This window comes from Actinoplanes sp. NPDC023801 (genome assembly GCF_040639655.1).
Classification (GTDB): domain Bacteria; phylum Actinomycetota; class Actinomycetes; order Mycobacteriales; family Micromonosporaceae; genus Actinoplanes.
Map to the genome: position 1 here is coordinate 102921 of NZ_JBFAAI010000008.1, position 14906 is coordinate 117826.

Here is a 14906-nt window from a genome sequence, read left to right on the forward strand (position 1 = left end):
TGACCGAGCCCGGCCGGCTCTCGGTGGACTGACCCGTTGGCATCCGCTGGACCGACCGGCCGGCATCCGCTGGACTGGACCGGCTAGGCGGGGCTGGCGGCCTGCACCTCGTCGGCGATCCGCTCGGCCACACTGCGCGCCTGCTCCTCGGTGGCGGCCTCGACCATCACCCGGACCAGCGGCTCGGTGCCGGACGGCCGCAGCAGCACCCGCCCGGTCTCGCCGAGCTCGTTCTCGGCCAGCGCGACGGCGGCCTGCACGGTCGGCGCGGCGGCACCCGCGTCCCGGTCGCCGACCCGCACGTTGATCAGGACCTGCGGCAGCTTGTGCACAACGGCGGCCAGGTCGGCAAGCGACTTGCCGGACGCTGCGATCTGGGCCATCAGGTGCAGGCCGGTGAGTACGCCGTCGCCGGTGGTGGCGAAGGCCGGCATGACGATGTGGCCGCTCTGCTCGCCGCCGAGCGCGAGGTCGCCGTTCGCCAGCTCCTCGAGCACGTAACGGTCGCCGACCTTGGTCTCCAGCAGCCGGATGCCGGACTGCTTCATGGCGATCCGCAGACCCAGGTTGCTCATCACGGTGGCGACGACGGTGTCGTCGGTGAGGGTGCCGGCGTCGCGCATGGCCAGCGCCAGGATCGCGATGATCTGGTCGCCGTCGATGACCTCGCCGGTGGCGGTGACGGCGAGGCAGCGGTCGGCGTCGCCGTCGTGTGCCAGGCCGAGGTCGGCTCCCTCGCGGAGCACCGCCTCGATCACCTTGTCGAGGTGGGTGGAGCCGCATTCCTCGTTGATGTTGTAGCCGTCCGGGTCGGCGTGGATGGCGATGACCTCGGCGCCGGCTTCCCGGTAGGCCACCGGCCCGACCTCGCTGGCCGCCCCGTTGGCGCAGTCGACGACGACCTTGATGCCGTCCAGCCGGTGCGGTAGCGATTCGATGAGGTGCCTGATGTAGTGCTCAGCACCGTCGAGCAGGTCGTTGACCCGGCCGATTCCGCCGCCGGTGGGCCGCCCGATCAGGCCGTGGCCGTCCGCGACCGCCTTCTCGATGCGTTCCTCGAGCTCGTCAGGCAGCTTGGTCCCGCCGGACGCGAAGAGCTTGATGCCGTTGTCCGGCATGGGGTTGTGCGACGCGGAGAGCATCACGCCCAGGTCAGCGTTGGTCTGCCCGACCAGGTACGCGACCGCCGGCGTCGGGAGGACGCCGACTCGAACCACGTGAGCGCCGGCACTGGTCAGACCCGCGACGACGGCGGCTTCAAGCATCTCGCCACTGGCCCGGGGGTCACGCCCCACGATGGCGAGCGGCGGGTGGCTGCCGTCCGACTCGACCAGCACCCGTGCGGCCGCGACCGCGACCGAGAGTGCCAGTTCCGGGGTGAGCAGATCGCCGTTCGCGAGGCCGCGAACGCCGTCAGTGCCGAAGAGTCGCCCCATGGCGGCTTCCTTTCGCCGGTAAATACGACCTCTAGCCTGCATCAGCGTTCGGCTGGTCACGAGTACCGGAACGGCTAGTTGGGGAGGGAGGTGATGCAAACATCGACGGCCGAGCACATCCCCCGGTCGGGAGACGTACTCGGCCGTCGAGACAGACCGAGGCGCAAAATCAGCGCTTCGAGTACTGCGGAGCCTTACGGGCCTTCTTGAGACCGTACTTCTTGCTCTCCTTGACGCGGGCGTCACGGGTCAGGAAGCCGGCCTTCTTGAGGGCGGGACGGTCGTCCGGGTCGCTCTCGATGAGCGCACGGGCGATCGCGAGGCGGAGGGCGCCGGCCTGGCCGGTGATGCCACCACCGCGGAGGTTCGCGATGACGTCGAACTGCTCGGTGCGCTCGGCGGTCACCAGCGGCTCGCGGATCAGCTGCTGGTTGACCTTGCTGGGGAAGTAGTTCTCCAGGTCACGGCCATTGCAGGTGATCTTGCCGTTGCCGGGGACGAGGCGCACCCGGACGATGGCCTCCTTGCGGCGGCCAACGGTCTGAATCGGACGGCCACCGGGGCGCGGGGCGCGGACCGGGGCCGGCGCGGCCGTCTCGACGACGACGACCGTCTCAGCGGGCTCCTCGACGGTCTCGACGACCTCGGGCTCGATGATGTCGGACATGCTGCTGCCTTCTCCCGCGCTCACTGCGCGATCTGCTTGATTTCGAACGGCTGGGGCTGCTGAGCGGCGTGCGGGTGCTCAGCGCCCGGGTAGACCTTCAGCTTCTTGATGATCTGCCGCGCGAGCTTGTTGTGCGGGAGCATGCCCTTGACGGCCAGCTCGATCGCCTTCTCGGGGCGCTTGGAGAGCAGCTCCTCGTAGCCGACCTGCTTCAGACCACCCGGGTAACCGGAGTGGCGGTAGGCGACCTTGGTCTGCCGCTTGTTGCCGGTCAGGGCGACCTTGCCGGCGTTGATGATCACTACGAAGTCGCCGGTGTCGACGTGCGGGGCGAACGTCGGCTTGTGCTTGCCACGCAGAAGGCTCGCGGTGTGGGTGGCCAGGCGACCCAGAACGACGTCAGAAGCGTCGATAATGTGCCACTGACGCTCGATCTCACCCGGCTTCGGGCTGTACGTACGCACAGAATTACCTTGTCTCGTCGTCGGTCTGGGGGCGCGCGCTGGTCGCATCGACTGGATGCGTCAAGCGTCCCCGCATAGGGACCACGCGCAGCTGTCGCACAACAGCAGGCAACGATACCCGGCTGCGCGGCTCGTGGTCAAAACGGGCAGTGTCCAGGGCACTGACCGTCCGGCGAGCGTTCTGGTTGCAAACACTCAGCCCTAGCGGAACCCCAAACGTCGACCAGCATACTCCGCGCTGCGGGCACACCCGAAGCGGGTGGTGCAACCCCGGCCCGCCTGACTTTGCAGGCTCGAAACAAATGGGACGCTCACCGGAAATTCCACCCCGGCACGCTTCCTGCATGGCCATCGGTGCGGACCCCAGAGCGACGCGGCCCGGCATTGGCCGATGCCGCGCCCTCGGGCGCACCATGGAGAGACCACCGTCAGGGTTGAGGACGGACCTGACGGTGTTCACCGAGCCGGCTCGCCGGATCGGTGGGGAGAAGTCGCGGCGTGCCCCGGACGGAGGCATGGCGAAGAACGCAAGCGTGACGTGGGAGCGGGTCTACGCTGAGGACGGCGGGCTTCGAGCGTGCCCTTCGGTGGACCGTTCGGCCACGCCGCGACTTCTCGACCCGGGGATCGGATGACCGACCGGACCCCGGGCGCCCGGCGGGCGGTGCTGACGGCCGCCGCACTGTCCGAGCCGGCCGCCGCACTGTCCGGCTACACCGTCGGCGTGACCGCTGATCGCCGCAACGATGAACTGGGCACCCTGCTCGAGGCACGCGGAGCCCGGGTCGTGCTCGCCCCGGCACTGCGAATCGTCCCCATCTCCGACGACGCCGAGTTGCGTGCCGCCACCCGCGCCTGCCTCGAAACCCCGCCTGACGTCGTGCTGGTCAACACCGGTATCGGCATGCGGGGCTGGTTGGAGGCGGCGGAAAGCTGGGGGCTGGCCGAGCCGTTGCGCGAGGTCATCTCCCGCGCGTACCTCGTCGCCCGCGGTCCCAAGGCGCGGGCCGCGGTGCGGTCGGCCGGCCTGCACGACCAGTGGTCCCCCGACGGCGAGGGGTACGAGGAGGTGGTCGAGCATCTGACCGCCCGGGGCATGGCCGGTCTCACCATCGCGATGCAGCTGCACGGCGAGAGCCAGCCCGAATACACCGAGGCCCTGGAGTCGGCCGGTGCCCGGGTCATCGAACTTCCGGTCTATCGCTGGGCGCCGCCGGTCGACCCGGCACCGCTGCACCGGCTGACCGATCTGATCACCGGCCGTCTCGTCGACGCCGTCACGTTCACGTCCGCGGCCGCCGTCCAGGCCGTCCTGCATGCCGCCGGGACCGGTGCCGACAGCCTGCTGGACGCGTTGCGTGACGACGTCATGGCCGCGTGCGTCGGACCGGTCACCTCGGCACCGCTGCTCCGCCGGGGCGTCCCGGTCGTCACGCCCGGCCGTGCCAGGTTGAGTGCGCTTGTTCGTACGATCGTCGATGAATTGCCCAAGCGGGCCGTGACCCTGCGCATCTCCGGGCACTCGATCACGTTGCGCGGCCACGCCGCGGTGGTCGACGGCGTGCTGCGCCCGCTCGCGCCCGCCCCGATGGCGGTGCTGCGGGCGCTCGCCACTTCCCCGGGCCATGTCCTGTCCCGGGCCGCCCTGCTCCAGGCCCTGCCGCGCGGCGCCGACGAGCACGCGGTCGAGATGGCGGTGGCCCGGCTCCGGGCCGGGCTGGCCGTACCCGGAGTGGTCCAGACCGTGGTGAAACGCGGTTACCGCATCCCGGTCTGAGGTGACCTCAGCCGACCGGGGTGGCGTGCTCGTGCTCGGTCACCAGCGTCGCCATGGCGTGCTCGACCACACCGATCAGCACGGCCTTGACCGAATCGCGGTGCCGGGCGTCACACATGATCAGCGGAACCCGAGCCGGGATGGCCAGCGCCTCCCGCACCTCCTCCGACTCGTAACGCGGCGCGCCGTCGAAGCAGTTGACCGCCACCAGGTACGGCAGGTGCCGGTTCTCGAAGTAGTCGAGCGGCGCGAACGCGTCGGTGAGCCGGCGGGTGTCCACCAGTACCGCCGCGCCGACCGCACCGCGGATCAGCTCGTCCCACATGAACCAGAACCGGGTCTGCCCCGGGGTACCGAAGAGGTAGAGGATCAGGTCGTCGGCCATGGTGATCCGGCCGAAGTCCATGGCGACCGTGGTGCTTCCCTTCTCCGGCACCTTGGACGCGTCGTCGATCCCGGCCCCGGCCACGGTCATCACCGCTTCCGTGGTCAGCGGCTCGATCTCGGAGACAGCCCCCACGAGGGTCGTCTTACCCACACCGAAACCACCCGCGACCACGATCTTCGCGGAGGTGATCTCGGTGGGATGCGGCCGCGTACGCCCCTCATCAGAGCTTGCGAAGTCCACCCAACACCCTTCCCAGCAGGTCCATCCGCTCCGTGAAGCCGGTCTTGGGAGCGGCACTGTGCAGCTGAAGCAGCCCGTCGGCGACCATGTCGGCGACGAGCACCCGGGTTACCCCCAGTGGTAACCGGGTGTGCGCCGCGAGCTCGGCGAGCGATAGTGCTTTCGGCTCACACAGCACGGCGATGCGGTACTTGTCGTGCCCGGCGAATCGTGATTCCTGCACTGCCGCCGGGCTCGCCAGCAGAACCGCCTCGATCGGGATGTCCCGGCTCGGTTCGGTCCGGCCGCGCGTGACCGCGTACGGCCGCACCAGGTTGCCCCGGGGATCGTGCGGCTGTGTCATGTCGCGGTCACCTCGTCTCCGCCGGGGCGATGAGCCCCGGCGCCTAGTGGCTGACGGCCTCGCGTGGCGCCGGCGACAGGGCCGCGCCGACGCGTTCCACCAGCAGGGCCATCTCGTAGCCGACCTGACCGACGTCGCAGTTGCGCGCCGCCAGGACGGCCATCGACGAACCGTCGCTGATGGACATCAGGAAAAGATAGCCGCTGTCCATTTCGATGATGGTCTGTTGCACCTGTCCGGCATTGAACATCCGGGACGCGCCGTCCGTGAGACTGACCACGCCGGAGGTGATGGCGGCGAGTTGCTCGGCACGATCGGTCGGCAGATCCCGCGACGATGCCAGTAGCAGCCCGTCGGCGGACACGGCGATCACGTGCGCGATGCCGGCGACGCTGTCGGCGAAGTTGCTGAGCAGCCAGCCCATGTCGTGCATGGTTGGGGGCCTGGTCACTGTTCCTTCTCCTTCGGAGCCTGTGTTGCCGCGGCGGCGGTCTCGGCAACGCCGTCCGTCCGCCCTCGTTGCACTCCCCGGTGATACGCGGAAAGCAGTCCGCGAACCTCATCGGCATTGCGACGATGTAGCTGTCGCGGGGTGGTCTCCACCCCGCCGGGAACGAGCTGCGCCTGCGGGATCCGTTTGGGCAGTCCGGATCGGGTGATGCCGGCGTCCTTCGGGTCGGAGGCCGCCATGGCGCGGTGCCAGCCCTCGTCCGCCGAGGTGCGCCAGCGGTCCTCGTCGTTCTGGCGCGGCTTTGGAACGCTGGGCGGAGGCTGAACCGCAACGGTCACCGGCGTAGGCGGTGGCGCGTATCCAGCGGTCGGCATGCCGTGGATGTCGGTGGGTTCGCTCTCGTCCGGGAACCAGCTGTGCTGCATCTCCATCCGGATCTGCGCGGGGACGGGTTCCGCTGCGGGCGAAGTGGGTGCGGGTACCGGTGCGGGCGGAGCGGGTGGCGTCGCGGCCACCGGCTCGGTGTCCACCGGCTTGGGAACCCGCGTCGGCAACCGTGGGCGGTCCGGCGTCGGCTTGAGATCCAATTCGGACATGGGTACGCCCACCTGCGGCGCCCGAACCGGCTGGCGGGGCACCGGGGGGAGGGCGGTACGAACAGCCGGGCGCGCGTCCACGCTGCGCGGCGATCCGATGGGCAGCTGAGGCGGCGGCCCGGGCCGCGTCCAGCTGGCCGCGCGGGGCGGCGGGGCACTCGACGCTCCCGGCATGACGACGACGCCGGCGGGCAGCGTGACCTCGGCGACGATGCCGCCGTCCGGGCCGGGCCGCAGCTGCACCCGGATGTTGTGCCGGGACGCCAGCCGCCCGACGACCGCGACGCCCATCAGCCGGAACGCGGAGGCGTCCACTTCGGTCGGCTCGCTCAGTTTCCGGTTGAGCGTCTCCAGCTGTTCGGCGGAGATGCCCAGACCGCGGTCCTCGATCCGGACCACGGCGTGATCTCCGTTACGGCCGCCGTGCGCCATCACGACGGTGTCCGGGGCGGAGAAGCGGGTGGCGTTGTCGAGCAGTTCGGCGATCAGCCGCACCACGTCGTTGACGGCCGCCGCGGCGATCAGCACGTCGGTGTCGATGGTGCCGATCTCGATCCGGTGGTAGAGCTCCACCTCGGACTGTGCGGCCCGGAGCGCGTCGATCAGCAGGGCGTCCTCGCGGCGTGGTGTGCCGACCTCGGCCCCGGCCAGCACCAGCAGGTTCTCGTCGTTGCGGCGCATCCGGGTGGCGAGGTGGTCGAGTTCGAAGAGGCGTGCCAGCCGCTTCGGGTCCTCCTCCATCCGTTCGATCTGGTCGAGCTCGCCGATCATCCGGTCGACCAGCGACTGACTGCGCCGGGCCAGGCTGAGGAACATGGTGGAGAGGCTGATCCGCAGTGCCGCCTGCTCGGCCGCGACCCGGATGGCCTCCCGGTGCACCATGTTGAAGGCCTCGGCCACCTCACCGAACTCGTCACGGTCGACGACCTCGATCGGGTCCCGGCTGTGCGCGACGATCCGTTCGACACCGCCGTCGCCGAGGCTCTCCACGTCCTGCAGCAGGCTCACCGCCTCGGGCAGGTCCCGGCTGGCCACCGCGAGCGCGCCCTCCCGCAGGCGCCGCACCGACAGCAGCAGTGAGCGGCCCAGGTAGAAGGCGATGGTGACGGTCGCGATCAGGACCACGAGAACCACGATGAACTCGATCGTGGCCAGGCGGGTGGTGGTGGTCCGCTCGTCCTCGGCGAGCGAGACCGCTCGGGACTCCAGTTGGCGCTCGGCGTCACGAAGCATCAGCCCCAGGCCCGCGAAGGCTTCGACGACCTGATCGGGAGCTGCGGCGGACGGGCCGGAGAGTCCGGCCGTCACCTGGTCGGCGCGAGCCACCGTCTCGTCGGCCATGATCGTGTCGATCAGAGCGACCTGGTCACGGGTGGCGACCGCGCGGAAGTCGGTGAGCGCCCGGGCCCGGGTGACCTGCGCGGAGATCAACTCACGCTGGCGGCCGGCGCTCAGGTCGCCGGTGGCACGGGTGACGTACGCCAGCGCCGCCTGTTCCGAGGCGGCGCTCTCCAGCTCCGAGAACGCGGCGACGGCGCGCAGGCTGTCGGCGACCTCGCCGCGTTCGGCGACCTGGCTCAGCAGGTCCTCGTAACCGTTCAGGCCGGCGAGCAGGGCGCTGTACCGCTGGGCCACGTCAGGGAGTGCGCCACCGCCGCGCGCCGCGACCGTGGTCCGGAGCTCGCTCAGCCCGTTCAGCTGTCCGTCGACGGCGGTGAGGCGGATCTCGACCCGCTCGGGTATCGAGGTGATCGCGGCCCGCTCGGTCCGGTAGCGCTCCACCTGGGCGTCCACGGCCTTGGACGCCTCGCGGAATCCGGTCTCGGCGCTGTTCGGTGCACCCAGGAACTGGATGGCGGCCATCCGCTCGTCGTGCAGCAGCCGGTTCAGAGCGGAGAGGTCGGTGCCGAGTTCGGCGAGCTGGGCGACCCGTTCGGCGTCACTCGACTCCTCGCCGACCTCGAGCAGGCGCATCGAGGACACGACAGCGACGGCGACGAGAGGAAGAATCAGCATCCCGGCGAGCCGCGAGCGGAGCCGGGCCTTCCGTGGGCTCCGGAAGCTGCCACGTCGCGCAGCCAGGGCCGAGGATCCCGTGCTCACGACATCTCCTTCGCGGTCGTCACCGCTCCGCACCACCGCTGGAGCCGGCCGAATAAACCTTCTCCAACCGGGCGTCGAGCCCGGTCACCGATCCGGCGACCGGCCTCACCAGCTGGAAAAGGCTGCGGTCCGGCCCCGTCCGGTGCCCGCAGCAGAGCCCGCGCCGTTTCCGGCACGGCGGCGATTTCATCAGAACGCCGGGCCATTTGGGAAGTCTGGATCCTCCTGTAAAAGGCTCCACTGTCCGGGTGATAAGTGCGCGCGAGTACGTCCCGTGGCCGGGCTCCCGGCGTTGACGTGCACGAATACGTCACTCGCAACCGTCCGTGAGGTTGTGATCACCGGGCACCATGGAAATTCCAACCACTATGTGGGAGTTCCGTCCCGAGACCTCGATGAACACGGTGGCAAGCTTTGGCGTGAAACGACGGACTCGCTGTCCGTGCGCGACAGTGTCCACTCCGGACCTTCCCTCTGGCAAGTAGCCCAGAGGTCGTCCGGGAGTCACCGTAAGTAACCGAATTCAGATCGATGCACGTCGATCATAGACGTACACGACTTTAGGACGGCTTAAGAAGGGGGCCCCGGACTGGCGCATGATGCGGAACATTCCGTAACGTGCGCGGCATGGCAATTCGGAGCTGGCTGAAGCTGCTGGCCGCCACCACCACGGCCGCCGCGGTCGTCGGGGCCGGTCAACTCGGCATCGCCTACGGGCTCGGCATGGTGCGGCTCGACCAGACGCTGGAACTCACTCAGCGTGACCAGTGGACAGCACAACTGGCCTGGGTCGCCTGGATCACCATGACCGCGGCCGCGATCGGAGCCGTGGTCGCGACCGGCCTGCGCCCCCGCTGGTCGCCTCGCCCGGTCGGCACCGGCGGCGCCCTCGCCATGGGCCTGGCCGCCGCTCTCGGCTCCCTGGCAGTGCTGCCGCTGACCATGCAGCCGGCCCGTTCCGCCCTGGTCACCGGCGTGCAGCCGGTTCTCGTCATCGGCATCTGCGCGGGCCTCGGTGCCGCCGCCGGAATCTTCGCCGGATGGGCCGCGGCCGCGCGAGCCGTCGCCCGCTGGAGCCTCTGCACCCTGACGGTCGCGGTGTGGGCCGTGGCGCTGATCTCCGTCGCGCCGTCCCTGCTGCCCGGCAAGACCCCGTCCGCGGTACGGCTCGGCGTACTGGAAGGCAGCCTCCTCCCGGCCGCCGTCACCGAGCACACCCCGTTCGTCACCATGCCTGTCATCGCCCTGATCGCCGGCCTCGTCGTCGGCTGGGCCGCCCGCGGCCGGAAGAAGCCGACCCTCGCCATCGCACTGAGCGGCCTCGCCGGCCCGGCGCTGCTGACGGTGGCCTATCTGATCGCCGGACCCGGCTCGGCCTCCGGCTTCGACCTCAACCCGTACTGGGCGGCGATGACCGCCAGCGGCGCCGGAGTCCTCGGCTCGGTCCTGGCCACGATCGCGCGCGGCACCCCCGAAACGGCCCGCTCGCCCGAACCCCAGGCGCCCACCTCCGACCCACCGGCAGACGCACAGCCCGAACCGGCCGCCCCCGTCACGGCATCCGGCCGCGCCACGCTGCCCCGCCGGGACGTGCCCGTGCAGTCCGCGATCGCCCAGGCAGCGGCCACCGCGGCCCGGCGGCCGGAGAACGAACTGCGGCCCTCGGACACCGGCGTCTTCTCGGTGGCGGTGGCCGACCGGCCGCACCCGCTGCAGGACCTGGCCGCCGCGGCGCCGGTACCGGCGCCCGCGTTCCCCAGCACCCCGCCCGCCCCGCCGTCCTCCGGGGCGCCGGCCCCCTCCGAGCCGCGCTTCCCCGGACAGCAACAGCAGCAACCGGCCAAAGCCGGTGGTCTGCGACGCGGATGGCGTACGCGTAAGTCCGCCCCCGAGCCCCCGGCCGCCGCACCCTCCCCCGCGCTGACCGGCGACACCGGCTCGTTCAACGGTTTCGCGACCGCACAGCCCGCGCCCCGCACCGGCATCGACACGGCTGAGCACCCCCGGATCGGCCCGCGGGCACCGCTCACGCCGGAACCGACCCCGATCAGCGCCCCGCTGCCGCAGCCCACCCCGATCACGCCGCCACCCACCGCGCCGGCCGCCCCGAGTCAGAGGCCGGCCCGCGAGGACGACTACGTGAACTGGGTCAACGGCCTCGGCAACTGAACCCCCGCCTGCCGCCCTGCGCCATCGGAGTTCACCCCGTAAACCATCGGCGAACTCCGATGGAACGATGCGATCAGGAGGTACCGCCCCCGGTACCGGGCAGTAACGATGATCGATGTCGGGTACATCCCCGCCCACGACATCGGGAGTCCGATCATGATCACCCGCATCGGCCGGCTCATCTCCGGTCTCGCCCTGATCCTCACCCTCGCCGGCACTGCGCTCGTAGCCCCCGCGATCGTGGCACCGGCAGCCACCGACGCGGCCCAGGCAGCCGCCCACAACAGCTGCACGATCAGCCGCTGCTCCGCGGCACGAACCGCGTTCACCGGCTGGCAGTCCCTCGGCTGGCCCACCACCGCCGGCTGGTACGCCTGGCCCTACGGCAACTACAACTACACCGGCGGCCGTTTCTACAACCGCGAAGGCCAGCTGCCGTCCGCCACCTACGGCGAATACGACGTCTACTCCCGCGCCCGCGGAGCCTCACGGGACGCCTACCGCATCGTGGTCAACCGCAGCACCCGGGTCGCCTACTTCACCCCCGACCACTACGTCACTTTCTACAAGCTTTGAACCTTTCTCTTCCGTACGCGCGGCGGCCGTCCCCTGACGGCCGCCGCGCCGCGTTTCCACCCCGAAATGCGTCGCTGCCCGCCCCCGGAAACCGTCCGGCTACTGCTTAGCACCACGTTCGGGCTCAGGCTGCGAAATCCCGGAACTGCGTCAAGAAATCGAGTCACGAGCACTTAGCTGCCACCTACCTCGTCCGAACACTCATGGCGTAACCAAAACGCGAACGAGCACCGCTCGGCCGTAAAACGCAAACCCGGCGCAAGCCGGGGACGCAAAGCCACAGGGCCCACGGGGCCGGCTGGGCTACCGACCAAGGGGAGACACATATAAATGCGTAACATGATCCAGCTTCTGGGCGGTGTAGCCGTCGCCGGCGTCGTCGCCGCCGGTTCCACCGCCTTCACCGCCGCCGGCGTGACCAGCACCGTCGGGTCCAGCAAGCTTGTCGGCGGAACGGTCACGCAGGCCATCCACGGCGCCAAGATGATCAAGCTTGCCCTGACCACTGCGGCGGCACCGAACTCCAACCGGGTAGAAGGCACAATCACCATGGAGTTGGAGACCGACGCCACCGCCGTTGCTCTCGACGCAACAGATGTAGTGACCGTCGCCCTCACCGGCACGGCCAGCGTCTCCCCCGCGGCGTCGATCGCCAACTGCGCCCAGGGCTCGGGCAAGGTTTGGACCTGCGCCATCACCGGCTACTACACCAACGTAACCGCAATCAACGTGACTGTGGCACCTGCTCCCTGATCTATAGCCGCCCGCCTGGCACCCGCTGAGGGCAGACTTCCTTCAAGTAGGCACTGTCCCCACACGGCCGACGGAGTTGTCATACGCATAAACCGTCGTCTCGTCATGGCCGCCGTCCTCGTGACGGCGGCCATCGGCGCGTGGGCCGTGAACACCGGCCAGGTTTCCTACGTAGTCACCTACGGCATCAGCATGAATCCCGTTTACTATGCCGATGATCTCGTCATTCTCATCCGGTCCGATTCTTATGAGGTCGGCCAGATAGCTGCATACCATGGGAACGACGGGCAGACCGAAGTGCTGCACCGCATCATCGACGGTGACGGCACGAGTGGCTACGTCCTAAAAGGCGACAACAATGATTCGGTCGACGCCGCGAAGCCCACTGCTGACAAGATCATCGGGCGCGCTGTACTGCACATTCCCCAAGGCGGCACCTGGCTGCAACCGCTGCTGAGCCCAACCGGCTTGGGCATGCTGGGCTTCCTGTTCGTAAGCGGTGGCGCGGTAGGCATCAAAAGCCGCCGGGACATCCCACGCGGTCGCCGCAGGAAGAGAGTGAAGGGCATGTCTGGCGGAGGTGGCTCCTGGGCTACTGCGGCGGCCGTGTTCAAGGCGGTCAGCCGCCTTCATCCCGCCCTCCGGATGCTGGCCGTCACCACCGCTGTCTGCAGTGTCGTCGGACTCGCCCTCGGTGTACTGGGCTGGATGAAGCCGACCACCGAGAGCGTGAGCCGCTCCGGCAGAACCGGCGAGTCGATGACGTTCGCCTACACCGCTGAGGTTCCTCGCTCGGCCGCCTACGACGGCACCACGGTCCACTCCCCGGATCCGGTCTTCCGAAAGCTGGCCAACGTCGTAGATCTGCACATGAACTACCGGGGTGAGCCGGGCCGCATCGAGATATCGGCTCGCCTGTCCTCGCAGAACGGCTGGCACAAAACTCTTGTTCTGTCCCAGCCGAAACAGTTCACCACCGACAGATACACCGGCAAAATCCAATTAGATCTGCCCTCGCTTGATCAACTCGTCGCGGAGGCCGGCAAGGCGATCGGCGTTGACATGGGTCCCACCACCCTCGCGATCACCGCCCGGGTCCGTCACGGGGACGGGAGCACGTTCGAGCCGCAGGTCTCCTTCAGTCTCGCTCCGCTCCAGTTCACTCTCGTCGGCAGCCCGGAAGCACTGGCCGTGGACAGGTCCAGCACGCCCGCGGGCACCTCGGTTCAGGACCGGCGGATCGGCGCTTTCGGCTACTACCCGCTGACCGCGGCCGAGGCCCGGAAGTACGCCGTCTACCTGATCCTCGTGGCCCTGATCGGCGCCGGAATCGTCGCCTGGATGGCGCTGGGTCATGTCCCGCTGCGGACCCGCACCCAGATCCAGCGCCGCTACCCACACCTGATCGTCCCGGTCGAGCCGATGGCCAGTCCGCCCGGCAAGCCCGTCGTCACAGTCGACACGTTCCCGGCTCTCGTGAAGCTCGCCGAGAAGTACGGGCAGATGATCCTCACCTGGACCCGCCCGGACGGCGCCGACGATTTCGTGGTCCGCGACGAGGGCATCCTCTACCGGTACCGGATCGACCCGAACGTCACCGCCTCCAAAGCGGCCCCGGCAGGAGCAGCACCCGAGCCGGCAGTGGCAGGCCGTCCCCGAACTGCGCAACCGGCTCCCGACAACGCGCCGGTCATGGGACTGCTGCCCGTCGCCGAGCACCAAGCGGAGGTCGGCACCGAAAAGATCGGAGCCACGACCACAGGTATCGAAGGCACGACCACAGGTCATGAGGCCCCGACCGCGGACACGGAGCCGCTCGCGAAGAAGCCGACTCCCCGGAAACGCGCCGCCACAACTACGGCAACCAAGACCGCAGCCACCAAGACCGCAGCAGCGAAGGCCCCCGCGTCCAAGACACCCGGAACCAGGACTCCCACGAAGCGCACCCGCGCAACAGCGAAGCCGTCCCAGCCCTCAGCATTCACAAGCGATAACCCGGCGCTGGCAGCTGATCTCGGATCGGAAGGCCGGACAACCGAAACCCCGGCCCCGGCTCACAACCGGCTCGCCGCATCCCGCGAAGCCGCAGCCACCACAAGCAAGCAGCCCTCCGCTCCCGGCGAAGCAACCGCCGCTGAAGACAGCGCGACGAAGACGACCTCCATAGACGGGATGAAGGCTGCGGACGAGGCAGCCGCCGCCAACCGGGTGGCCGACGCGGACGAGGCGAAGGCCGCAGACCAGGCGACCGCCACGGATGGGATCAACGCCGCGGACGGCGTCAATGCCGAAACGCAAGCGCAGGTTGGCAAAGCTGAGCAGCCCATCGGGGAGGCGGAGTCGGCCACCAAGGCGGACCAGACCGCTGAGACCGGCCAGGCCCCCGAAGAGCAAACAGAAGCCCAGCAGCCGGTCAAGAACCAGAAGGCCTCCAGCCGCCGCAAGTCCCGGTCGAGGCGCACCCGGCAACCTGCCAGTCCCGAACCGGCCACTGCCTCCACCACCGAGGCCCGTGAAGCCATGGAGGACCTGGCCGGACGCAATACCCCGATGACGACGCCCGAGCCAGGAAGCCCGACGACGCCCGAGCCGGGCAGCCCGACGACCCAGCCAGGCAGCGCCGACTCGTCCGGCGCCGAAGTCAAGCCGGTCCCGTGGCCCGAGGCGGGCCCCGGGTCACAGCCGGACCCGCCGACGCACAACCGGGAGCCGTTCTACGACTTCCTACCGGTGGCGAAACGCGCCGCCGCCAACGATGTGGACGACATCGACGAACCGGATGCATGACCGCGTCCTTCGACCCGGCCATCCTGACAGGTCAGCGTCACCCCCGCGTAGATCTTGTGACGATGCGCCGTCGCGACAGCCCCAACCTCCCGCAATCGCCTCGAGGGGAGGCGCGGCCGGCGCGCACAGCAGCGACCTTGTGAGGATGTGCCGTTG

The 14906-nt window shown here is 69.5% G+C and carries 12 protein-coding genes and 1 riboswitch; of the genes, 5 read left to right on the plus strand and 7 right to left on the minus strand.

The window, feature by feature from the left end:
- Positions 1-83: 83 nt before the first annotated feature.
- The 3 genes from glmM to rplM form a co-directional block, all read right to left on the minus strand.
- Positions 84-1436, minus strand: coding sequence for a phosphoglucosamine mutase (gene glmM / locus AB0G04_RS17010; RefSeq protein WP_360983021.1), 1353 nt, complete (start codon positions 1434-1436; stop codon positions 84-86).
- 169 nt (positions 1437-1605) lie between these two features.
- Positions 1606-2103 (minus strand): 30S ribosomal protein S9, encoded by a 498-nt coding sequence (gene rpsI / locus AB0G04_RS17015; protein WP_093618721.1) that lies wholly within the window; start codon positions 2101-2103, stop codon positions 1606-1608.
- A gap of 20 nt (positions 2104-2123) precedes the next feature.
- Positions 2124-2567, minus strand: coding sequence for a 50S ribosomal protein L13 (rplM, locus tag AB0G04_RS17020; protein ID WP_360983023.1), 444 nt, complete (start codon positions 2565-2567; stop codon positions 2124-2126).
- A gap of 631 nt (positions 2568-3198) precedes the next feature.
- Between rplM and AB0G04_RS17025 the strand changes: the two genes are divergently transcribed.
- Positions 3199-4344, plus strand: a complete 1146-nt coding sequence (locus AB0G04_RS17025; RefSeq protein WP_360983025.1) for a uroporphyrinogen-III synthase — start codon at positions 3199-3201, stop codon at positions 4342-4344.
- A gap of 7 nt (positions 4345-4351) precedes the next feature.
- Here AB0G04_RS17025 and AB0G04_RS17030 read toward each other — a convergent pair whose 3' ends face one another.
- From AB0G04_RS17030 to AB0G04_RS17045, 4 genes are read right to left on the minus strand one after another with little or no spacing between them, the layout of a single operon-like run.
- Positions 4352-4972, minus strand: coding sequence for an ATP/GTP-binding protein (locus AB0G04_RS17030; protein WP_360983027.1), 621 nt, complete (start codon positions 4970-4972; stop codon positions 4352-4354).
- Positions 4953-5315 carry a DUF742 domain-containing protein gene (locus tag AB0G04_RS17035; protein WP_360287194.1) on the minus strand — a complete coding sequence of 121 codons (363 nt, stop codon included), beginning with the start codon at positions 5313-5315 and terminating at the stop codon, positions 4953-4955. Before AB0G04_RS17035 ends, AB0G04_RS17030 begins: the two co-directional genes overlap by 20 nt.
- A 43-nt stretch (positions 5316-5358) precedes the next feature.
- Positions 5359-5766, minus strand: coding sequence for a roadblock/LC7 domain-containing protein (locus AB0G04_RS17040; RefSeq protein ID WP_360983029.1), 408 nt, complete (start codon positions 5764-5766; stop codon positions 5359-5361).
- The gene (locus AB0G04_RS17045) at positions 5763-8465 is read right to left on the minus strand and encodes a nitrate- and nitrite sensing domain-containing protein (protein ID WP_360983031.1); all 2703 of its coding nucleotides are present in this window, start codon (positions 8463-8465) and stop codon (positions 5763-5765) included. Before AB0G04_RS17045 ends, AB0G04_RS17040 begins: the two co-directional genes overlap by 4 nt.
- A gap of 627 nt (positions 8466-9092) precedes the next feature.
- On the opposite strand from AB0G04_RS17045, the gene AB0G04_RS17050 reads away from it, so the two are divergent.
- The 4 genes from AB0G04_RS17050 to AB0G04_RS17065 all read left to right on the plus strand — a co-directional run bounded on the left by AB0G04_RS17050 (position 9093) and on the right by AB0G04_RS17065 (position 14750).
- A complete protein-coding gene (locus AB0G04_RS17050) occupies positions 9093-10634 on the plus strand; it encodes a hypothetical protein (protein WP_360983033.1) in 1542 nt (513 codons plus the stop codon).
- Between the two features lie 108 nt (positions 10635-10742).
- Positions 10743-11210 (plus strand): ribonuclease domain-containing protein, encoded by a 468-nt coding sequence (locus AB0G04_RS17055; RefSeq protein WP_360983035.1) that lies wholly within the window; start codon positions 10743-10745, stop codon positions 11208-11210.
- A 236-nt stretch (positions 11211-11446) separates the two neighbouring features.
- Positions 11447-11521: riboswitch (cyclic di-GMP riboswitch) on the plus strand.
- Positions 11522-11549: 28 nt separating this feature from the next.
- Positions 11550-11963: a hypothetical protein gene (locus tag AB0G04_RS17060; RefSeq protein ID WP_360983037.1), complete on the plus strand. Its 414-nt coding sequence runs from the start codon at positions 11550-11552 to the stop codon at positions 11961-11963.
- A 105-nt stretch (positions 11964-12068) separates the two neighbouring features.
- Entirely contained in the window at positions 12069-14750 is a 2682-nt protein-coding gene (locus AB0G04_RS17065; RefSeq protein WP_360983039.1) for a DUF5305 family protein, read from the plus strand.
- Positions 14751-14906: the final 156 nt, after the last annotated feature.

Excerpts from the sequence above, each read along its gene's own strand:
- glmM (WP_360983021.1), bottom strand. The coding sequence starts at position 1,436 with ATGGGGCGACTCTTCGGCACTGACGGCGTTCGCGGCCTCGCGAACGGC.
- rpsI (WP_093618721.1), bottom strand. The coding sequence starts at position 2,103 with ATGTCCGACATCATCGAGCCCGAGGTCGTCGAGACCGTCGAGGAGCCC.
- AB0G04_RS17025 (WP_360983025.1), top strand. The coding sequence starts at position 3,199 with ATGACCGACCGGACCCCGGGCGCCCGGCGGGCGGTGCTGACGGCCGCC.
- AB0G04_RS17035 (WP_360287194.1), bottom strand. The coding sequence starts at position 5,315 with ATGACACAGCCGCACGATCCCCGGGGCAACCTGGTGCGGCCGTACGCG.
- AB0G04_RS17050 (WP_360983033.1), top strand. The coding sequence starts at position 9,093 with ATGGCAATTCGGAGCTGGCTGAAGCTGCTGGCCGCCACCACCACGGCC.
- AB0G04_RS17055 (WP_360983035.1), top strand. The coding sequence starts at position 10,743 with ATGATCGATGTCGGGTACATCCCCGCCCACGACATCGGGAGTCCGATC.
- AB0G04_RS17060 (WP_360983037.1), top strand. The coding sequence starts at position 11,550 with ATGATCCAGCTTCTGGGCGGTGTAGCCGTCGCCGGCGTCGTCGCCGCC.
- AB0G04_RS17065 (WP_360983039.1), top strand. The coding sequence starts at position 12,069 with ATGGCCGCCGTCCTCGTGACGGCGGCCATCGGCGCGTGGGCCGTGAAC.